Genomic DNA, 22,486 nt, shown 5'->3' on the forward strand with positions numbered 1-22,486 from the left:
AGTTATATCTCATCCACAGAATGACCAGACAACGCCTGACGAATAGAATCATCCATACGACGCGCGGCAAAATTCTGAGTTTGCTTATCCAGGAGTTTAATCGAATGTTCAATTGCAACAGGATCTGTGCCCTGTACAGTTTCAATCAAGTTATTGGCCGCCTGATCGATGGCAACCTGTTCTTCTTTTGATAATAAATGTGCATCTTGCTCTAATGCACGGGTCAAACTTTCGAGAACGCGAGCGGCTTCAACTTTTTGCTCCGCTAAACGACGCGCGGTTAAATCATCTTGCGCGTTAGACATCGAGTCTTTAATCATTCCAGCAATTTCTTGATCGGTTAATCCATAAGAAGGTTTAACCTGAATAGATGCCTGAACACCGGTTGATTTTTCCATCGCACTAACGCTCAGTAAACCATCAGCATCAACTTGGAAAGTAACGCGAATATGAGCCCCTCCCGCTGGCATTGGTGGAATACCTTTTAAACTAAAGCGTGCTAATGAACGACAATCACTGACCATTTCACGCTCACCTTGCACAACATGGACGGTCATACCGGTCTGGCCGTCTTTAAAGGTAGTAAATTCTTGCGCCCGTGCTACCGGAATAGTGGTATTGCGGGGGATTACTTTTTCGACCAAGCCGCCCATCGTTTCTAATCCAAGAGACAACGGAATAACGTCTAATAACAGCATTTCATTATCGGGTTTATTTCCGACCAGAATATCGGCTTGAATCGCCGCGCCAATCGCCACAACTTGATCGGGGTCTATCGAGGTCAATGGCGTTTTTCCAAAATATTCACCGACCATATCTCTAACTAAAGGTACCCGCGTCGAACCACCGACCATCACCACATTAATAATTTCATCCGTTGTGACATCAGCATCTTTCAATGCACGACGACAGGCCATTAACGTACGTTTAACGTAAGAGTGAATCAATGAATCAAAAGTTTCACGGCTAATTTCGCCCTGCCATTGTGGCAACACAATCTTCGCCAGCGATTGACTGCTCAGCTCAATTTTAACTTGCGTGGCGATATTCAATAATTGCCGATTAAACTGATAGTCTTGGGTATCCGTCAATCCCGCTTGTTGTGCTATCCATTGCGCCAGTACCTGATCAAAATCATCACCACCGAGTGCGGTATCCCCCCCGGTCGCTAATACTTCAAACACACCTCTGCTTAACCGCAGAATTGAAATATCGAATGTGCCTCCGCCGAGATCGTAAACAGCGATCAACCCTTCTTGGCCTGAATCCAAACCATAGGCAATAGCGGCAGCCGTCGGCTCATTCAATAAACGTAGAACATGCAAACCTGCATGGCGTGCGGCATCTTTGGTTCCTTGGCGTTGAGCATCATCAAAATAAGCCGGGACCGTAATAACGACGCCATCGAGTTGCCCATCCAATGTTTGTTCTGCTCGCTGAGCCAGTGTTTTAAGAATATCAGCAGAAACTTGAATAGGATCAACTTGGCCGCTCGCTGTTTGAATAAATGGCAAACCGTTTTCGCTGGCGGTTAATTTATAGGGCAAGTGCGGATAACGCTGTTGAATATCAGTTAAGGAGCGCCCCATCATACGCTTTACCGAAATGACCGTATTGCAAGGATCTTGCTCCGCCATCTGCTTCGCATCCCAACCAACAATAGGTTGAGCATGTTGATAATTAACGATAGAAGGCAGTAAATAGCGGCCTTGTTCATCGACGAGAGTTTGTGCCTCACCGCTGCGTACAGTCGCGACCAATGAATGGGTCGTACCGAGATCAATACCAACCGCAAGGCGACGTTGATGAGGTGCCGCTGATAAGCCGGGTTCACTTATCTGAAGTAATGCCATAATTATTTACCTTAAAAATCGTCGAATAACCGCTCTTCAAGCTGCTGAGCCTGCTGCTGCAATTTGTCCAGAAAACGTAATTTACGCACCGTATCGGCCGCTTGTTCCCAGTTTTTTGCCGCAATCTGTTGCTCCATCAGTGCCATACGAGAAGCTATCATTTGCGCAACGTTAGACAAAAATTGGGTTAATAGCGTCTCTGCTTGTGGACTGTTTTCAATCGTATCTAATTCTTCACGCAGCTCTAATTGCTCGATTAAAAATGCAGTATCGTGCATGGTATGCTGTTCATTATTAATGTCATAATCGTGAAGTGACAGCATATATTCTGCGCGTTTTAATGGATGTCGCAACGATTGATAAGCCGAATTGATGGTCGCAGCCTGCTGAAGAGCCTGCATTTTGTCTTGCTCTGATTGGGTGGCAAAACGATCAGGATGATACTGGCGTTGCAGTTCCTGATAACGCTGAGTTAATTTCTCGCGATCTATAGCGTAGACTGGGTCAAGCCCGAAAAGCGTAAAGTAATCCATAAATGCTCTGGTATTAAGGAGCTGATAGAACAACTGCCATCAGCTCATCTGCTGGGATCAGTCAAAGTGATTTTTTAAACTGTATGATATTAAAACTATATATTGAAACTAAATGTTAAATCATACGTTAAAACTTTCACCACATCCGCATTCGCTATTAACGTTCGGATTGTTAAATTGAAAGCCTTCGTTTAATCCTTCTTTGACAAAGTCCAACTCAGTTCCATCTAGGTAAACCATACTTTTACCATCAACGATAACTTTAACACCTTTATCTTCAAAAACGGTGTCTTCTTCGTTAATAGTATCTGCAAATTCAAGAACATAAGCCATTCCTGAACACCCAGAAGTCCTGACACCCAGACGCAATCCTTCACCTTTACCACGATTTTTCAGAAATGCCTGAACGCGTTGAGCAGCACTTTCCGTAAGGGAAATTGACATTGTGAACCTCACTCTGCAACAATTTTGCACAGTAATATATGCAAAAAAAGTCATGCAAACAAACAAAGGCAGACACTGTCAATTAAGCAGTATCCGCCCTTCAATCACTATCATTATATACTGATAACTCTTCGCTTATAGCGGAGTATTAGCCGGGTTACAGTTTAACGTCAAAAGTTAATCATTTCGCTAATTATTAATAAACTAAATAAGCATACGTGATTATTTCTATCGTTTGTCGCCTCACTACATACTAACTACGCGCCACTACACTCCAGTACACTGCGAATTATTATAAGTATATCGGGCGGTTATTATTTACCCTGACGTTTACTTTTATAATCCGCAATCGCTGCTTTAATGGCATCTTCGGCCAAAATAGAACAGTGAATTTTTACTGGCGGTAACTCGAGTTCTTCAGCGATTGTGGTATTTTTTATCGCTTCTGCTTCGTCTAATGATTTGCCTTTCATCCACTCAGTAACTAAAGAGCTTGAGGCAATCGCAGAACCACAACCGTAAGTTTTAAAACGTGCGTCTTCGATGATACCTTCATCGCTGACTTTAATCTGAAGTTTCATTACGTCACCACATGCAGGTGCACCGACCATGCCGCTTCCTACTGAAGGATCGCTATTGTCAAAAGAACCAACATTGCGTGGATTTTCATAATGATCAATTACTTTTTCGCTATAAGCCATGTTTAAACTCCTGAAACTGCCTAATTAATGATGAGACCATTCGATGCTACTGATATCCACGCCTTCTTTATACATATCCCATAAAGGAGATAATGCACGTAGATGTTCAATAGCTTTATGAATTTGCACGATGGCATAATCGATTTCTTCTTCAGTGGTAAAACGACCGAAGGAGAAGCGAATCGAGCTGTGAGCCAGTTCATCATTCATGCCAAGTGCGCGCAGAACATAAGAAGGTTCTAAGCTCGCAGAAGTACAGGCAGAACCTGACGATACAGCCAGATCTTTTAGAGACATCATCAATGATTCACCTTCAACATAGTTGAAGCTGACATTTAGAATATGGGGAGCACCATTTTCTAAATCACCATTCAGATAAACTTCTTCAATATCTTGAATGCCGTTCCATAAACGTAGACGTAATTGACGTAAATGTTCTGATTCTTCAGCCATTTCAGCTTTAGCAATGCGGTAAGCTTCACCCATGCCCACAATTTGATGAACCGGTAAAGTACCTGAACGCATACCGCGCTCATGACCGCCACCATGCTGCTGGGCTTCAAGGCGAATACGGGGTTTACGGCGCACATAAAGAGCACCAATCCCCATAGGACCATATAATTTATGCGCAGAGAAAGACATTAAATCAACTTTCAGTGCTGCCAAATCGATAGGTAATTTACCAACGCTTTGCGTCGCATCAACATGAAAAACAATACCACGACTACGGCATAATTCACCGATAGTCGCAATATCTTGCACGATGCCGATTTCATTATTAACGTGCATAATAGACACTAAAATAGTGTCTTCACGCATGGCAGCTTCTAGCTTGCTTAAATCAATTAAGCCATTGCTTTCAGGGGCAAGATAAGTAACCTCGAAACCTTCGCGCTCTAGCTGGCGACAAGTATCAAGGACCGCTTTATGTTCAGTTTTACAGGTAATGATGTGCTTACCTTTCTTCTGATAAAAATTGGCTGCGCCTTTAATCGCCAAATTATCAGACTCTGTCGCACCAGAGGTAAATACGATTTCACGCGGATCAGCATTCACTAATTCAGCAATTTGATTACGAGCAATATCTACAGCTTCTTCAGCTTGCCAACCAAAACGGTGAGAACGGGATGCTGGGTTACCAAACACGCCATCCATTGTTAGGCATTTCATCATTTTTTCAGCAACACGCGGATCAACCGGGGTAGTTGCTGAATAATCTAAATAAATCGGTAATTTCATTACTCACTTGCTCCGTAAGACAAAAGTTGTCTCAATATTCAATTCTATCTATTGTATTTCAAGGGAGTTAGCTGCGCTATTATTGTAGAATCATCTGATGTCCAAGATGTTCTCGTTTGCCACTTTGCCTAACTCATCCTTAACTTAGATATAATCGGTTTAATATAATCGGTTTAGATATAATCTATTTGCATACTAACTACATAACTCGCACGGCAACCAATTAATAACTGGATTACCGTGAATACTGCCGAATTATGCTCTTACGTTAATAATAGATTCAGGCGTAATCCCTAAAGGGGCTGTTTTACGACCGCTATTATTTTGATTTTGACGGTCAGCAACAACCTTAACATCATGATTATTCACAAGTTCCTCAAGGCTAATACCACTTAAGAAACTAGTAATACGGTCGCTTAAGTCACGCCACAGTGAATGAGTCAAACAACGATCACCATTTTGGCAACCGTCTTTATTCCCCTGACAACGGGTGGCATCAACAGATTCATCAACCGCAGCAATAACTTCAGCAACAAAAATTTGACCGGGTTCGCGACCTAATAAATATCCACCACCCGGACCTCTGACACTAGAAACCAGTTCATTTTTACGTAAACGAGAAAACAACTGCTCAAGATAAGAAAGCGAAATTCCCTGACGTTCTGAAATGTCGGCCAGAGGGACAGGTCCCGTTTGAGAATGTAACGCAACATCCAGCATAGCTGTTACCGCATAACGCCCTTTAGAAGTGAGTCTCATAGTGTATACTCCGAGGTAAATAATAGATGAAATTGTGTCATTCCTGAGTAATTTAGTCAACTATTTACCTGACTATTTCACTCAACTATTATTTCAATGCTTATTTTGATACTTTTTCAGCACTATTTTTTTCATCGCTACTTTTCGGTGCACCACTTGCCCACTTCTCCATCGACGTTAAAATTCCACGCAAAATATGCAGCTCTTGGGTCTCTACATGAGCTCGGGTAAATAAGCGACGTAAACGGCTCATTATGATCCCGGGATGGGCTTTACGAATAAACCCTGAATGATTTAATACCTGCTCAAGATGCACATAAAAACGTTCGATATCTTCCGATGGCGGATATTCTACCGTATATTCTTCTTCGGTGACTGTGTCGTTTTGCTGTTGACGAGCCAGAAATGCCATACGGATCTCATAGCTAACTAACTGAACTGCCATGGCTAAATTCAACGACCCGTATTCTGGATTGGTTGGAATATATAAATGGTACTGGCATTTTTGTAATTCTTCGTTGGTCAAACCCACACGCTCACGCCCAAAAACAATGGCGACTGGCGAACGTTGAGATTGAGTCACCGCTTTTTCACCACAATCACGCGGCTCGACCATTGGCCATGATAATGTTCGAGAGCGTGCACTGGTGCCAATAACTAATTCACACCCTTCTAATGCCTCATCTAAGGTATTAACTATTTTGGCATTACCAATCACATCACTCGCCCCCGCAGAAAGCGCAATAGAATGAGAATCAGGCTGAACTAATGGATTGACTAAATACAGATTCGATAGCCCCATGGTTTTCATGGCTCTAGCAGTAGAGCCCATATTACCGGTATGGGAGGTTTCAACGAGGATAATGCGGATATTGTCTAGCATGATATTTTGTGTTTTTTCGAAAAAAGATCTCACAAGCTTAACACAAAATTGATTACGATGCCGAATAACTGTATAGTATGCAGCTCTTAAATTCGTTCTTTAACATCCCGGTGGAAAAAACCCATGCATCCGATGCTCAATATCGCCATACGTGCTGCACGTAAGGCGGGAAATAAAATCGCTCAAAATTACGAAAATCCGAGCAATATTCAAGTCACACAGAAAGGTATGAATGATTTCGTCACTAATGTTGACCGTGACTCTGAACGATTGATTATTGACATCATTCATAAATCTTACCCAGATCATACAATTATCACTGAAGAAAGTGGTGAATTGTCAGGTAAAGATCAGGATATACAATGGGTAATTGATCCACTGGATGGCACTACCAACTTCACTAAACGTCTTCCTCATTTCTCAGTCTCTATCGCTGTACGCGTTAAAGGCCGTACAGAAGTGGCTGTTGTTTATGATCCAATGCGCAATGAATTATTCTCAGCGGTACGTGGCCAAGGCGCTCAATTAAATGGTTATCGTTTACGTAGCTCTGATGTTCGCGAACTGGAAGGCACTATTATTGCCACTGGATTCCCTTTCAAATTAAAACAGCATTCTGCTGTTTATATGAAAATTATGACTAAGCTGTTTGAAAGCTGTGCTGACTTCCGTCGTACAGGTTCAGCAGCATTAGATTTAGCTTATGTTGCGGCAGGCCGTGTCGATGGTTATTTTGAAATCGGTTTAAAACCTTGGGATTTCCTTGCTGGCGAATTGATTGTACGTGAAGCAGGCGGCATTGTGACTGACTTTGTTGGCGGTCATAACTATATCGCTTCTGGTAACATTGTTGCAGGTAATCCACGTGTCGTTAAAGATATATTAGCGTCAATGCGTGATGAGCTAAATGAAGCCTTAAAACGTTAATTTAACTTCGCGTTTTAGCCTATTCTAAAGGCTCCTATGTAAAGTCAGATATTTAAAGGCCAGAGTGTGAAACGTCTTCACTCTGGCCTTTTTGTTTAACTAGCCATTCTGTTACATCTACGCTTTACTCTATCATCCATAAATTACTTCATAAATAATGGCTAAGAAAAACCGATTACTGCTACTGCGCTACAATTTTAGGCCGAATAAAGATTGCTGGTAGGGCTAATAGCGCCATAAAATAAAACACTAAGCTGTGTTGATCAGGCACTCGTTCATACATAAAGCCCACAATAACAGTAACTATGGCTAATCCACCGCCCATGGCTAACGCCGAATAAACAGCCTGTAGCGGAATGATCTCATCTTCTTTACGCGCACTAATAAATCGCATAGCCGCAAGATGACATACGGTAAATGTTCCCGCATGCAATATTTGCACCACGATTAACACCGGCAATGCAGTAAATGCGCCCATCAAACTCCAGCGTATCACTCCAATAATAGCGGATAATAACAATAAGTTACGTGCGCTCCAGCGACGGAATAAGCGATGGCTCATAGTAAAAACAATCACTTCAGCTACCACACCCAATGACCATAAATTACCAATCACCGAATCCGAATAGCCGGCTTCTTTCCAATACAACGATGCAAAACCATAATAAGCCGCATGAGCGCCCTGAAGCAGCGTAACGCAGACTAAAAAGCGCCAAACTGAGCTGTCAGCAATCAACTGTTTGAACGAGATTTTAGGTCCATGGGTTGATTTTTTGATCCCCGCAGGCATGATGGCTGGCTTAAGTAACGTGGCAAGTAGCAGAGCTAATATACTGATAATCAGTGCGATCATGATAGTTTTATGCCCCCAAACACCGGACAAATAACCAATTAGCGAGGAACTAATAATAAAGGCTATCGAGCCCCAAACACGTAATCGACCATAATCAAAGGTAAATTGCTTTTGCCAAGTGCCCGCCAACGAATCGCTTAATGGCACCATAGGGGCAAAAAATAGGTTAAAACCTATCATTACAAAAAATAACCATGCCCAATGGGAACCAAAAGAAAAACCAACCGCAAATATTAATGTAAGTAGCGCTAATATACGTAACGCTGAGATCAATTTAGCGGGATCTTTAACCGCCGGCGTAATCAGTAGCGCCCCGATAAAACGCGCAGATAATCCGATGCCAAGTAATAAGCCGATCATTTGCGCATCGATGCCCTCTCCTTGTAACCAGATTGACCAAAACGGCAAGAAAATACCGTAGGCAAAAAAGTAGGTGAAGTAATCTATCGCTAGCCAGCGTGTTGATGGAATGACCATCCCTATCCCCCATTTTTAGAAAGCAAAAAACCCGCTATGCGAGTTTATCGCAGCGGGTTAGAGATTATATCCCCTTATGGCCTAAATTATAGATACAAAGGTTGATAAACGAGCCTTGTACCTAAGATTTTTAATGCCTGAGGAATATAATTTATATTAACTTAAGCGTAGACTGGGTATTTAGCGCAAATATTTAATACTTTTTGCTTAATACGCTCAATTGTTGCTTCGTTGTTAAGATCATCAAGAATATCGCACATCCAGCCCGCCAATTCACGTGCATCAGCTTCATTAAAACCACGGCGAGTAATTGCTGGTGTCCCAATACGTACGCCAGAAGTTACAAACGGACTTTTAGGATCGTTAGGTACGCTATTTTTATTGACGGTAATATTCGCACGACCTAATGCAGCATCGGCATCTTTACCAGTAATATCTTTATCAACTAAATCAACTAAGAACAGGTGATTTTCTGTACCGCCGGAGACCACTTTATAGCCGCGTTGTTGAAACACATCGACCATGGCTTTAGCATTTTTAGCAACTTGTTGTTGATAAACTTTGAATTCTGGTTCCATAGCTTCTTTTAATGCCACCGCTTTACCCGCGATAACGTGCATTAAAGGACCGCCCTGTGAACCTGGGAATACCGCTGAATTCAGTTTCTTATACAGCTCTTCGTCACCACCTTTAGCTAAAATCAGGCCTCCACGTGGGCCGGCTAGCGTTTTATGAGTTGTGGTAGTAACAACGTGAGCATGTGGAACCGGATTAGGATAAACATCTGCAGCAACTAAACCAGCAACGTGCGCCATATCAACAAATAAATATGCGCCAATGCTATCAGCGATTTCACGCATTTTAGCCCAGTCTACAACGCCAGAATAGGCAGAGAAGCCACCAATAATCATTTTAGGCTGATGTTTTTTAGCTTGAGCAGCGATATCGTCATAGTCGATTTTACCGCTTTCGTCGATACCGTAAGGAACGATATTATATAATTTGCCGGAGAAGTTTACTGGTGAACCGTGGGTTAAATGTCCACCGTGTGCTAGGTTCATACCCAAAACAGTATCACCTGGTTTCAGTAATGCCATATAAACAGCCGCATTTGCCTGAGAACCTGAATGTGGCTGTACGTTTGCGTAATCTGCACCAAACAGTTCTTTTGCACGGTCAATGGCTAATTGCTCAACCACATCAACGAATTCGCAACCACCATAATAGCGTTTGCTTGGATAACCTTCGGCGTACTTATTGGTCAGCTGAGACCCCTGAGCTTGCATAACTCGTGGGCTAGTGTAGTTTTCGGAAGCAATTAACTCAATATGCTCTTCCTGACGTTTTACTTCATTTTCCATCGCTTCCCACAGTTGTGGGTCGTAATCTGCAATATTCATTTCACGCTTTAACATTCGCTTCTCCTGCCTCAGCTAATACAAAGTAGTCAATCATTCGAACCTGAATGCCAACAGTGTAAACTCTTTTTCTTCATGGTGATAGCCCTAACATCAAATATTACGCAATCGATTGCATTATTTTTAAAATGATTTTGGCTACAATCTATTAACATTATTAAATACCATCAATAAAAGATAAATCGACAGATATCACTAAAAATACGCCTTATATTAATCGATAGTTAGCAAGCCATGACTTTAAATAGGTTTATTAAAATCTGACTATTTACATTACCTTTAAAACGATATAAGTTGCATCTATAATACATGTTATAAATTCTCATGATATAATGAGAAATGTTCAGGAGAACCTGCATGATCGATCACCAGACTATCGCAATTGTTAAATCAACTATTCCCGCTATCGCCGCGACCGGCCCTAAATTAACCGCGCACTTTTATCAACGGATGTTCAAACATCATCCTGAGTTAAAAGATATTTTTAATATGCGTAATCAAGAAACCGGTGATCAACGCGAAGCGTTATTTAATGCCATTTGTGCCTACGCTATCAATATTGAGACCCCAGAAGCACTAATGTCAGCAGTTGAAAAAATTGCTCAAAAACACGCTAGTTTAAATATTAAACCAGAACACTATCCGATTGTTGGCGAGAATTTACTGGCGGCTATTGATGAATTACTCAGCCCAGGCCAAGAAGTATTAGATGCATGGGGGCAAGCCTATGGCGTATTGGCAAATATTTTTATTCAACGTGAAGCTGAAATTTATCAAAAAAATAAACAGAAAGTTGGCGGCTGGCAGGGACTACGTGAGTTTACACTGGTAAAAAAAATACCGCGAAGCGAACTGATTACCAGTTTTGAATTTGCCCCTGTCGATGGTCAGCCGGTGGTAGATTATTTAGCCGGCCAATATCTTACTATTTATATCAATGATGCGAGATTTGATAATCAAGAAATTCGCCAATATTCATTAACTGAAGCAGCTAATGGTCATAGCTATCGAATTGCGGTTAAGCGCGAATCAAAAGGTGCAGTATCGAATTACCTGCATCAGCATTTAAACCAAGGTGATCGGGTTAAATTAGCCCCACCTTGTGGCGACTTTTATCTCGATATTGCATCAGAGACACCGGTGACTCTGATTTCGGCGGGGGTTGGATTAACGCCAATGTTGAGCATGCTCCATCATCTTAAACAAACTCAGCATACGGGAGAAATTCACTGGCTACATGCTACAGATAATGGCAAGGTACATGCCTTCGCAGATGAAGTTAGCGATTTGATTTCAACGCTGAAAAAAGCTCAATCTACCGTTTGGTATAATACCCCGAATACAGATGACCAATTAGGGATAGATTATCACCATCAGGGATTAATGGATCTTTCAATGATTAAAGCTCAGATAATTAATCCTAAGATGCACTATTACTGCTGCGGTCCCGTCGAATTTATGCAATTTATTGCACGACAATTGATAGAGATGGGTGTCAGTTCTGATAATATTCATTATGAATGTTTCGGTCCACATAAGGTCTTGTAAACCCAATTATTCATCTCTTATCATTTCTTATTTGCGGTAACGGGGGTCCCATAAGCACACGATTCCATCCCATTCCTGTGTGTTTATTCCGTTACCGCAACTTTTTAGCGTCGCTAAACTAAATATCCCCAATAATTCTACTACAGAAAATTTATTGTCTCGTCTTTAATACAGTAGATTTATGGTGGTATATAAACATCATACTCCACCACTATTAGCGATTAAATAGCTTCGTCATCCTGCTCGCCGGTACGAATACGAATGACTCGAGCAACATCGTAAACAAAGATTTTACCGTCACCGATTTTGCCCGTTTGTGCCGTCTGCATAATAGTTTCTACGCAGCTCTCGACAATATCATCAGGTACCACTATCTCAATTTTTACTTTAGGTAAAAAATCGACCATATATTCTGCACCACGATATAACTCGGTATGGCCTTTTTGACGACCAAAACCTTTAACTTCGGTAACAGTCATTCCGGTAATACCCACTTCAGCCAGAGCTTCACGGACATCATCTAATTTAAACGGTTTAATAATTGCATCAATCTTTTTCATAAAACAATCCTGTTATGACCAGTTTTTGCGACCGAAACCCGAAGTGATGGGATAACGACGATCTTTACCGAAATTACGTGCCGTTATACGTGGCCCAACAGGTGCTTGGCGGCGTTTATATTCATTAATATCCACTAAACGAATGACTTTATGTACAATCTCTGCATCAAATCCTTGAGCAATTAATTGTTCAACTGATAAGTCTTTTTCGACATAACCTTCCAGCAAAGCGTCTAATATTTCATATGGTGGTAAACTGTCTTGATCAACTTGTCCGGGCGCTAACTCAGCAGAAGGAGGACGATCAATTACACGCTGTGGAATAGCTGGAGAAACCGTATTGCGATATTTAGCTAATTCAAAAACGATTGTCTTAGGTACATCTTTTAACACATCGAATCCGCCCGCCATATCACCATATAAGGTAGAATAACCCACTGCAGATTCACTTTTATTACTGGTTGTCAGCACTAAGCGACGGCGTTTATTTGACATCGCCATCAAAATAACAGCGCGGCAACGAGCCTGTAAATTCTCTTCGGTGGTATCCGCTTGAGTATTCGCAAACATCGGCTGTAATTGAGTCATAAAAGCATCAAACATTGGCTCGATGGAGACAATATCAAATTCAACACCCAGCAATTCAGCTTGCTCTTTCGCATCATGAATACTCATTTCCGACGTATAACGAAACGGCATCATGACAGCTTGCACATGTTCTTTACCAATGGCATCAACAGCAATTGCTACCGTTAATCCCGAATCAATCCCGCCCGACAATCCAAGGATCGCTCCATTAAATCCATTCTTGTTAATATAATCGCGTGTTGCTAATACTAACGCTTGATAAACTTGTGCTATCGGCGTCAATACTGGTGCCGGTTTATCCATCGCTATAATGTTTACATCATCAAACTGACATAAAGCAATTTGCTCATCAAAAGCCGCTAAACGGTGAGTTTGATTACCCTGCTGATCAAATACTTTTGAACAGCCATCAAACACTAATTCATCCTGTCCACCAACCTGATTTAAGTAAATAATCGGTAACTGTGTCCGTAAGCAATGATTTTTCAATAATTGTGAGCGGATATGGGGTTTTTCTCGATTATAAGGCGACGCATTAATGGTTAATAAAATTTCTGCTCCCGCCTGTTTCACCGCATCAACCGGTGCGTCAAACCAGACATCTTCGCAAATTAATACTCCTAAACGATAACCTTTAAAATCAATAACACAGCTTTGATCGGCAGCAGCAAAATAGCGTGGTTCATCGAAAACACCGTAATTCGGTAATTGTTGCTTAAAATAACGAGCTTTTAATGCTCCCTGCCAGAAGAATGAGAGCGCATTATAAGTTTTACCTTGTTCTTTCCAAGGGTGTCCCACAATTATTGCGGCATGCTCACTTGCCGACTGTAAACGAGCTAACTGAGCATTACAACGTTGATACAAATCATCGCGGAACAATAAGTCTTCAGGCGGATAGCCTGTCAGGGCTAATTCTGAAAAGACCACCAAATCAGCGAGATCTTTTTGCTCCTGGACAATTTGCAACATACGTTCGCTGTTGCCTTCGATATCACCAACCACCCAATTAATCTGGGCTAATGCGATGTTAAGCTTACGACTCATAAGGTCTTTATTCTCCCGGAGCGTTTAAAATATAGCGTGTTGAAAACACATAATTTAACCTGACTAACTCAAGATCTTCAGCCACTAATAGCTACGTTATTCTTTGAAATCATTAACATCAAGTTCATGTCGTGCCAATAATTTATAAAATTCAGTTCTATTGCGACCCGCCATACGTGCCGCTTGAGTCACATTGCCTTTAGTCATTTGCAACAGTTTACGTAAGTAATTGAGTTCAAATTGATTTCTTGCCTCGACAAAAGTTGGCAATGCCGTATTTTCACCTTGAAGCGCCTGTGTAACCAGCACTTCACTAATCACTGGCGACGTAGTCAATGCCACACACTGTTCAATCACATTAACCAATTGACGCACATTACCCGGCCAGCTTGCCGCCACTAAACACTTCATTGCCTCAGTCGAAAAACTTCTCACAAAAGGTTTATGCCGGATAGCCGAGCTACGTAAAAAATGATTTGCCAGCAAAGGAATATCTTCTGCACGTTCATTTAAGGTTGGAATACGTAAATTAACCACATTCAGACGGTAAAATAAATCCTCGCGAAATTCTTTCTTTTCCATTGCCTTAGGTAAATCACGGTGCGTAGCTGACAGTATCCGTACATCGATATCTAAATCTCGATTACTGCCCAAAGGACGCACTTTACGCTCTTGTAACACCCGCAGTAACTTAACCTGCAAAGGCATCGGCATATCGCCAATTTCATCAAGGAACAGTGTGCCGCCTTGAGCGGCAAAAAATAGCCCTTCACGGCTGCTTACCGCACCGGTAAATGCACCTTTAGCGTGGCCAAATAATTCAGATTCTAATAATTGTTCTGGCAATGCCCCGCAGTTAATGGCAATAAATGGCTTTTTCGCCCGCGGGCTGGCTTTATGAATAGCTTGTGCTAAAACCTCTTTCCCCGTGCCGCTTTGACCATTAATCAATACACTGACATCGGATTGTGCGACCATACGAGCTTGTTCTAATAACCGTAACATCAATGGGCTACGTGTCACAATGCCTTCATTCCACTCTTCTGCGCTGAGTGGTCCAGCAGAAAGTGCTAATGCTTCGTCGATAGCTTTATACAACGCATCACGATCTACCGGCTTCGTCAAAAATCCAAATACACCGCGCTGAGTTGCTGCAACAGCATCAGGAATCGAACCATGGGCAGTTAAAATGATCACTGGTAAATTAGGATGCTGTTTTTGTATTTCATCAAACAGCGTCATACCGTCCATTTCATCCATACGCAAATCACTGATAACTAATTCAATTTTTTCTTTGGTCAGCATTTTCAAGGCTTCAGGACCACTTTCTGCGGTAACAACTCTGAAACCCTCGCTGGTTAAACGCATACCCAGTAATTTCAGCAGACTCGGATCGTCATCCACTAACAATAAATTTGCTGATTTACGTGCTGTCATTGCGTTTATCTCCTATATATTATTGTGAGTACTCGATTATTCTTTAGAAGTACTCGTTGCGTCTTCCGTAGGGTTGACTGTCTCGACTGGCGGTTGCTGCAATGACGTCTGTTCATCTGCGGGTTTATCTGTCGCCGGTTTTTCCATTTCAGCGGACGGAATATTTTGAGTCTGTTTACGGGATGAGAGCTGGCGCTCAATATCGGTTAGATTTTCTAATTTACGCGACACATTATTTAATTCAAATTCAAGCCGTGCATTTTGCTCTTTTAAGCGATCTATTCTATTGTCACTGTCTTGTTGTAAACGCTTAAAACGCAGGTTTATCTCAGTCAGATTAATCGCCTGTACTTGCTGCTCTCGCCACAATTGCAACAACGGCCTAACCGCCGTAGGGAATTGTAAACTATAAGTATTCAAGTTATCGACAATTTTACGCCGTTCAGCCACTGTCGGTTCTGCTGCATTTAATAAAATACTCTGCTGAAAAACTTGCCACCAGTGATTAGCATCAATTTGATTTGCATCGGTACGAGCTTCATTAGTGGATAATCTGTCCGCGCAGTCCATGACACGTAGCCAATATAATGAGTTTTCGCGTACATTTGGCTGTTCCATATTCCAAATATTCTCACAATCGGTATAACGGTAATCAACCACTTTATCTTCTGGCAAAACCGATTGAGTTAACGTACTTAACGGAGATTGTCCATTAACTCCCACACAACCGACTAAAATAAACGGCAACATTAATCCCCCCAGTCGCAAAAAATTGACTGAGTAAGCTGTTGTTGAGCGTTTAAATTTCACGATTGCTGCGTGAAAACTTGCTCGCGACCATTGATTGGCAGCCAGCAAGGATCCTATAGACCTGATCATCATTATTATTCATTCTCTGCTGTTAACGGCAGCTCAATTCTGAAACAAACATCCGCTGATTTGCTGGAAATTAATGTCAATTCGCCGCCCATCTGCCGAATACAATCTTTGGCAATACTGAGGCCTAAACCGCTACCTTTGACAGCCCCTTTGCGGACTAATGAGCCTTGATAAAAAGGTTCAAAAATCATACTTTGCTCAGATTCAGGAATTGGTGTACCTGTATTAGCGACTTCTATTTGAATTTTATTGCCATATTGCCGACTGGTAATCCAAATATTACCTGATCCGCTGCCATAGTGCACCGCATTGGAGTAAAGATTATCTATCACTCGGGTTAATAATGTCGGTTCCGCTAAACAATGATCGGCTTTTAACTTCACCTCAGTCGCCATATTTTTAGCTCTTGCTGGCAAATTATGGGCGCTAACAATATCATCAATCAGCTTTTTCAAATCAACCCATTGGGCTTCCGGTGGGCTATCAGCCAACTTACGATTATAGTCTAATAGCTGCTCAATCAGCTGCTGTAAATGTTTGCTGCTGTTATCAAGAATTTCAACCACTTCTTTTTGCTCGCCATTTAACGGGCCAACTACTTCGTCTGCTAATAACTCGGTCCCTTCTCGCATACTGGCTAATGGCGTTTTTAATTCGTGTGAAATATGACGTAAAAACTCATGCCGCTGAGATTCTAACCACGCTAAACGTTCGCTAAGCCAAATAATCCGCTGGGCTAACGATCGTAATTCTCGCGGCCCCTTAAAACGGTCAAGATTATTAGTTAACGTTCTTCCAGTACCTAAGCGATTGATCATGCGTTCAATACCTTTCACTGGCCCAATAATCATGCGAGTAAATAGCGCGACTAATAACACACTTAATAAAAATAAAATTAAACTTTGCCAGCCAAATAATTGACCTTTATTGGCGATAGCCGTTTGTAAATGCTCTCCGCGACTAAAAATAACATGCCGAGTAACTTCAGCAAGGTGATTATTCGCCAGAGAAAATTGTTCTAATGCCTGAGACATAGCTGGCTCTGGCTGGCTACCTTCGCATTGAATTTCTTTTAATTGCGCTAACAAATTGATAATAGGTGCTGTTATTTCATCATTGGGCAAAATAACGGCTTGCCGCTCAAGCATAGTGGTATATTCATGGAATTGTTTTTTATAGATGGCATTACGCGATTCGTCACGTAGCACGCAAGATTGCCGATAGGTTCGTTCGATATCGAGAGCTAAACTGCTGATAACTTCACGCCGACCAGCATCAAGTAAAGTCGTACGGTTAATTTCAGCCGCCTGATTACTCAGCTGCTCTAAACTTTGATAGGCCTGATAGGCCAGTACCAGCAACGGTAATAATACCAGCCAGAAAGCCATCACTACGAGTTGGCGCAATGAGCGCGGAAATAGACGCCACTTATTCAAAGAAATCATCTCATTACCTGTATATTTTCTTTATGGTAACAGAACTATTTACCGAGTGTGAACTTGATTAATCGGTTTAATCACATAATTAGACTGATTTTATGATTAATCTTTAACCCAAGATAAAATTTGGTCATCAATGATAGTGAATTATTGTGATGCCGCATGAAAGAAAGAGAAAATAAATGAAGGGCGATACATAACGGTGAGAGCAGGATGGTGGAATGAAGCGTTTTTCTTCATTCCACCCGTGATAACATACTTTATTAGTTATATTCCACTGATCTTGCTTATATAAGTTATTTATCTATAACTCATATAGGTGGCGCCTCACTCAACGTGTCGTCCTTTACGTGATAAGGCCCGAGGGCGAATATCGATATTACCGGACGGTAGGCACCTTACTCTGGCGTCATTCTGATTTTATGTGGTATATCCCCACCCTAATGTGGACCGACATAATGAGTTGAATGAGCAACTGATTTATATAATGCATCATCCGTGCCAAGTTTTCAAATTAATATTTAATCGACTGATATATAAAGAAATTGAACTTTAAAACTCAAATTTTAATCTTATGCTACCGTTTTTGTTCCCACAAATAGCCGATACTGTCTCTTATTTGAGACACTAAAATCAGCTTTATTTAATTACCTTTAAAATCAATAGTATAAATGTCTCCTATTTGAGACAATAATAAAGCTAATTGTCGGCATATCACGACAAGCTATATTTATAGCTAAAAAAAACCCTGCCGAAGCAGGGTGGAAATAACAAGATAGTTTATTGATATTACGAAATAAATTAACCTAATTGACGGCGCGCATTACGGAAAATACGCATCCATGGGCTATCTTCGCCCCACTCAGCTGGGTGCCACGAGTTACTAACGGTACGGAAAACACGTTCAGGATGTGGCATCATCACAGTAGCACGCCCATCCGTCGTCGTGACTGCCGTAATCCCATTAGCTGAACCATTTGGGTTAGCCGGGTATTGCTCTGTCACTTGGCCAAAGTTATCGACAAAGCGCAACGCCACTAAATGATTGGCTTCTAACTGCTGTAAATGTGCTGGATCACGAACTTCAACTAAACCTTCACCGTGCGAGACGGCAATCGGCATACGCGATCCCACCATATCTTTAAATAGCAATGATGGGCTATCTGCGACCTCAACTAAACTAAAACGAGCTTCAAAACGTTCAGACCGATTGCGAACAAAGCGTGGCCATAATTCAGCACCGGGGATCAAACTACGTAAATTCGACATCATCTGACAGCCATTACACACGCCCAATGACAAGGTATCCGGACGATTAAAAAACGCCGAAAATTCATCACTTACTCGCGGATTAAACAGAATTGATTTAGCCCATCCTTCGCCCGCACCTAAGACATCTCCATAAGAGAATCCACCACAAGCCACCAGCGTATGGAATCCTTCCAATGAACGATTACCTGCCATTAAATCACTCATATGCACATCGACGGCATCAAAACCGGCACGATGGAAAGCTGCAGCCATCTCAACATGCGAGTTAACGCCCTGCTCACGCAGTACTGCCACTTTTGGCTTAGCCCCACGCATAATATAAGGCGCGGCGATATCTTCAGAAATATCAAAAGTCAGCTGGGGATTCAGCCCCGGATCGGTCAGGTCAAGTTTGGCCTGATGCTCTTGATCTGCACATTCGCTATTATCTCGAATACGTTGCATCTGCCATGTGGTCTCAGCCCACCATTGGCGCAAAGTACTGCGACGTTCTTGATAGACAATAGTGTCTCGGCTACTAATAATAATATCATCACCAGAGGTTGCACTACCAAGTTCGAATAAGCAATCAGCTAGCCCTGCCTCAGCAAAACACGCCTTTACATACGCTAAGTCTGACGCGCGGATTTGCATTACTGCACCTAACTCTTCGCTGAATAATGCGGCTAAAATATCATCGTCAAACGCACTGATATCCACCTTGATACCACAGTGCCCAGCGAACGCCATTTCAGCCAATGTCACCACTAAGCCCCCATCGGAGCGATCGTGATAGGCCAATAATTTTTGCTCGCCAATTAAACGCTGAATCGTCTGGAAAAAGGCCGCTAATAATTGAGGAGAACGAACATCAGGCGTACTACTGCCTAACTGGCGATAAACTTGGGCTAATGCCGATCCACCGAGCGCATGATGTCCCTGTCCCAAATCGATTAATAACAGTCGGTTATCAACTTTGGTGGTTAATTCCGGCGTGACAGTTAAGCGCACGTCTTCAACCCGACCAAACGCGGTGATCACCAATGATAACGGCGATGTCATCTCTTTAGTTTCGCCATTTTCATCCCAACGCGTTTTCATCGACATCGAATCTTTGCCTACAGGAATAGTTATCCCTAACGCAGGACATAATTCTTCACCAATCGCTTTTACGGCGGCATACAATCCCGCATCTTCACCTGGATGCCCTGCGGCAGCCATCCAATTAGCTGATAGCTTAATACGTTTTAAATCTTGGATATAAGCCGATGCAATATTGGTTAGAGCTTCCCCCACCGCCATACGTGCAGAAGCCGCGAAATCCAATAATGCGATTGGTGCACGCTCACCAATAGACATAGCCTCACCATAGTAGCTGTCTAGGCTCGCCGTCGTTACCGCGCAATCGGCGACCGGAATTTGCCACGGTCCCACCATTTGATCACGCGCTACCATGCCAGTCACAGAGCGGTCACCAATGGTGATTAAGAATGTTTTTTCAGCCACTGCTGGCAAATGCATAATACGTTTTACCGCATCGTGTAACTCAATCGCCGCTCTATCTAATGCCTGTGCTGGCGCCTGCTGGGTTGTAACATCGCGCAGCATTTTGGGTGTTTTACCTAACAATACATCTAGTGGCATATCGATAGGATGATTATCAAAATGTTGATCATTCAATAATAAATGATGTTCTTCTGTCGCTTCACCAATGACCGCATAAGGTGCACGTTCACGTTGACAAATTGCTTCAAAGATTGGCAATTTTTCAGGAGATACAGCCATAACATAACGTTCTTGCGATTCGTTACACCACACTTCTAGTGGGCTCATGCCCGGTTCATCATTTAGAATTTTGCGTAATTCGAAACGACCACCTCGACCACCATCGCTTACCAACTCAGGCATCGCATTGGATAAACCACCAGCACCGACATCATGAATAAAAAGAATCGGATTATCGTCGCCCATTTGCCAGCAGCTATCGATAACTTCTTGGCAACGGCGTTCCATTTCTGGGTTATCCCGTTGAACCGAAGCGAAATCTAAATCTTCATCGGATTGACCGGAGGCCATCGATGACGCAGCTCCGCCACCTAAACCGATATTCATTGACGGACCACCGAGTACAATCAGCTTAGCCCCAACGGAGATCTCACCTTTCTGGACATGATCTGCACGGATATTACCGATCCCACCGGCAAGCATGATCGGCTTATGATAACCGCGTAATTCCTCACCGTTATGACTGGTGACTTTTTCTTCATAGGTGCGGAAATAGCCCAACAGTGCGGGACGACCAAATTCATTATTAAATGCAGCGCCGCCTAATGGACCGTCCATCATAATATCGAACGCACTAACAATGCGTGATGGTTTACCGAAATCTTCTTCCCATGGCTGTTCAAAACCGGGAATTCTCAGATTAGACACAGAAAATCCGACTAAGCCCGCTTTAGGTTTAGCGCCACGCCCTGTTGCACCTTCATCACGAATTTCTCCACCAGACCCCGTTGCCGCCCCCGGCCATGGCGAAATTGCTGTTGGGTGATTATGCGTTTCGACCTTCATCAAAATATGGGCATCTTCTTGATGATAATCGTAATTGCGGTTTTGTGCATCGGGGAAAAAACGCCCAACTGAAGAACCTTCCATTACCGCAGCATTATCTTTATAGGCAGACAATACATAATCAGGTGTCTGCTCGAAGGTGTTTTTGATCATCTTAAACAACGATTTAGGCTGAGCTTCACCATCAATAATCCAATCGGCATTAAAAATTTTATGACGGCAATGTTCAGAGTTAGCTTGTGCAAACATATACAGTTCGATATCGGTAGGATTACGCTGTAATTTTGCGAAGGCCGCCAATAAATAGTCAATTTCATCATCAGCTAAGGCTAATCCCATCGCTGTATTAGCCTGTTCAAGAGCACTGCGCCCCTGAGATAATATATCAATCACCTTCAGCGGTGCAGGCTGATGCTGTACAAACAAAGCAGCGGCTTGATCCATTGAGGTAAATACCACTTCCATCATACGGTCATGCAATACAGCAGCAACCGCCTGCTGTTGAGTATCAGTCAACGTATCCGCTTGTATATAATAAACAATACCGCGTTCAATCCGCTTAACTGCCGTTAAACCACAATTATGCGCGATATCGGTAGCTTTAGATGACCATGGAGAGATAGTTCCGGGTCTTGGCGTAACCAGTAATAACCTCCCGAAAGGCGTATGTTCCGGAAGCGATGGGCCATATTTGAGCAGACTTTCCAGCTTTTCTTTTTCACTATCACTTAGCGGTGCCGCTAAATCAGCAAAATGTACATATTCAGCGTAAATATCAGTAATTGGGATCTCTTGTTGCTGAAATAATGTCAGTAAGCGGGAGATACGGAATGCTGATAAAGCAGGTGAGCCACGCAAAATTTCCATAGTCTTTGATTCTCTCTTTTGAACGCCAGCCCTGACCATCAATGCAGGGGAACTGATGCCATTATAAAGCAATGTTCACCAATACGAAACCGTTTGCGTGAGCAAAAATAAAGCAAAGTGATAAAATATCTCTCATATAAAATAGACAATTTTTGTTGCACCGCGCTAAATTGTTTCGCAGAATGTCAGATTACTGGGAATATAACCATACT

17 protein-coding genes are annotated in these 22,486 nt (G+C 42.3%); 2 read left to right on the top strand and 15 right to left on the bottom strand.

What is annotated here, in order from left to right; all coding sequences use genetic code 11:
• Positions 1 to 2: 2 nt before the first annotated feature.
• The 7 genes from hscA to trmJ all read right to left on the bottom strand — a co-directional run bounded on the left by hscA (position 3) and on the right by trmJ (position 6,412).
• Complete coding sequence (hscA, locus tag MNY66_RS10395; protein ID WP_053907997.1) at positions 3 to 1,853, bottom strand: Fe-S protein assembly chaperone HscA; 1,851 nt, start codon at positions 1,851 to 1,853, stop codon at positions 3 to 5.
• A gap of 11 nt (positions 1,854 to 1,864) precedes the next feature.
• Complete coding sequence (gene hscB / locus MNY66_RS10400; RefSeq protein WP_047256032.1) at positions 1,865 to 2,386, bottom strand: co-chaperone HscB; 522 nt, start codon at positions 2,384 to 2,386, stop codon at positions 1,865 to 1,867.
• A 120-nt stretch (positions 2,387 to 2,506) separates the two neighbouring features.
• A complete protein-coding gene (gene iscA, locus MNY66_RS10405) occupies positions 2,507 to 2,830 on the bottom strand; it encodes an iron-sulfur cluster assembly protein IscA (protein WP_047256031.1) in 324 nt (107 codons plus the stop codon).
• Between the two features lie 314 nt (positions 2,831 to 3,144).
• The gene (gene iscU / locus MNY66_RS10410; protein ID WP_047256030.1) at positions 3,145 to 3,531 is read right to left on the bottom strand and encodes a Fe-S cluster assembly scaffold IscU; all 387 of its coding nucleotides are present in this window, start codon (positions 3,529 to 3,531) and stop codon (positions 3,145 to 3,147) included.
• A gap of 24 nt (positions 3,532 to 3,555) precedes the next feature.
• On the bottom strand, positions 3,556 to 4,770 hold the full coding sequence (locus MNY66_RS10415; RefSeq protein WP_047256029.1) for an IscS subfamily cysteine desulfurase: 1,215 nt from the start codon (positions 4,768 to 4,770) through the stop codon (positions 3,556 to 3,558).
• A gap of 255 nt (positions 4,771 to 5,025) precedes the next feature.
• A complete protein-coding gene (gene iscR, locus MNY66_RS10420; protein ID WP_047256028.1) occupies positions 5,026 to 5,529 on the bottom strand; it encodes a Fe-S cluster assembly transcriptional regulator IscR in 504 nt (167 codons plus the stop codon).
• A gap of 100 nt (positions 5,530 to 5,629) precedes the next feature.
• Entirely contained in the window at positions 5,630 to 6,412 is a 783-nt protein-coding gene (trmJ, locus tag MNY66_RS10425; protein ID WP_241501885.1) for a tRNA (cytosine(32)/uridine(32)-2'-O)-methyltransferase TrmJ, read from the bottom strand.
• A 123-nt stretch (positions 6,413 to 6,535) separates the two neighbouring features.
• Between trmJ and suhB the strand changes: the two genes are divergently transcribed.
• The gene (suhB, locus tag MNY66_RS10430) at positions 6,536 to 7,339 is read left to right on the top strand and encodes an inositol-1-monophosphatase (protein WP_047256026.1); all 804 of its coding nucleotides are present in this window, start codon (positions 6,536 to 6,538) and stop codon (positions 7,337 to 7,339) included.
• Positions 7,340 to 7,520: 181 nt separating this feature from the next.
• On the opposite strand, the gene MNY66_RS10435 is transcribed toward suhB, so the two are convergent.
• Both MNY66_RS10435 and glyA read right to left on the bottom strand, forming a co-directional pair.
• A complete protein-coding gene (locus MNY66_RS10435) occupies positions 7,521 to 8,669 on the bottom strand; it encodes a 3-phenylpropionate MFS transporter (protein WP_047256025.1) in 1,149 nt (382 codons plus the stop codon).
• Positions 8,670 to 8,830: 161 nt separating this feature from the next.
• Entirely contained in the window at positions 8,831 to 10,084 is a 1,254-nt protein-coding gene (gene glyA, locus MNY66_RS10440; RefSeq protein WP_047256024.1) for a serine hydroxymethyltransferase, read from the bottom strand.
• Between the two features lie 360 nt (positions 10,085 to 10,444).
• Between glyA and hmpA the strand changes: the two genes are divergently transcribed.
• Entirely contained in the window at positions 10,445 to 11,635 is a 1,191-nt protein-coding gene (hmpA, locus tag MNY66_RS10445) for an NO-inducible flavohemoprotein (protein ID WP_241500799.1), read from the top strand.
• 221 nt (positions 11,636 to 11,856) lie between these two features.
• On the opposite strand, the gene glnB is transcribed toward hmpA, so the two are convergent.
• The 6 genes from glnB to purL all read right to left on the bottom strand — a co-directional run bounded on the left by glnB (position 11,857) and on the right by purL (position 22,274).
• Positions 11,857 to 12,195, bottom strand: a complete 339-nt coding sequence (gene glnB, locus MNY66_RS10450) for a nitrogen regulatory protein P-II (protein WP_047256022.1) — start codon at positions 12,193 to 12,195, stop codon at positions 11,857 to 11,859.
• Between the two features lie 12 nt (positions 12,196 to 12,207).
• Positions 12,208 to 13,830 carry an NAD+ synthase gene (locus MNY66_RS10455; RefSeq protein WP_241500800.1) on the bottom strand — a complete coding sequence of 541 codons (1,623 nt, stop codon included), beginning with the start codon at positions 13,828 to 13,830 and terminating at the stop codon, positions 12,208 to 12,210.
• A gap of 96 nt (positions 13,831 to 13,926) precedes the next feature.
• Positions 13,927 to 15,267 (bottom strand): two-component system response regulator GlrR, encoded by a 1,341-nt coding sequence (glrR, locus tag MNY66_RS10460; RefSeq protein WP_047256020.1) that lies wholly within the window; start codon positions 15,265 to 15,267, stop codon positions 13,927 to 13,929.
• Positions 15,268 to 15,303: 36 nt separating this feature from the next.
• Positions 15,304 to 16,149, bottom strand: coding sequence for a two-component system QseEF-associated lipoprotein QseG (gene qseG, locus MNY66_RS10465; protein WP_241500801.1), 846 nt, complete (start codon positions 16,147 to 16,149; stop codon positions 15,304 to 15,306).
• Positions 16,150 to 16,151: 2 nt separating this feature from the next.
• Positions 16,152 to 17,591, bottom strand: a complete 1,440-nt coding sequence (locus MNY66_RS10470) for a sensor histidine kinase (RefSeq protein ID WP_047256019.1) — start codon at positions 17,589 to 17,591, stop codon at positions 16,152 to 16,154.
• Positions 17,592 to 18,386: 795 nt separating this feature from the next.
• Positions 18,387 to 22,274, bottom strand: a complete 3,888-nt coding sequence (gene purL / locus MNY66_RS10475) for a phosphoribosylformylglycinamidine synthase (protein WP_241500802.1) — start codon at positions 22,272 to 22,274, stop codon at positions 18,387 to 18,389.
• Between the last annotated feature and the right edge of the window lie 212 nt (positions 22,275 to 22,486).

Origin of the sequence: Moellerella wisconsensis, from assembly GCF_022592395.1 — a bacterium.
Classification (GTDB): Bacteria; Pseudomonadota; Gammaproteobacteria; order Enterobacterales; family Enterobacteriaceae; genus Moellerella; species Moellerella wisconsensis.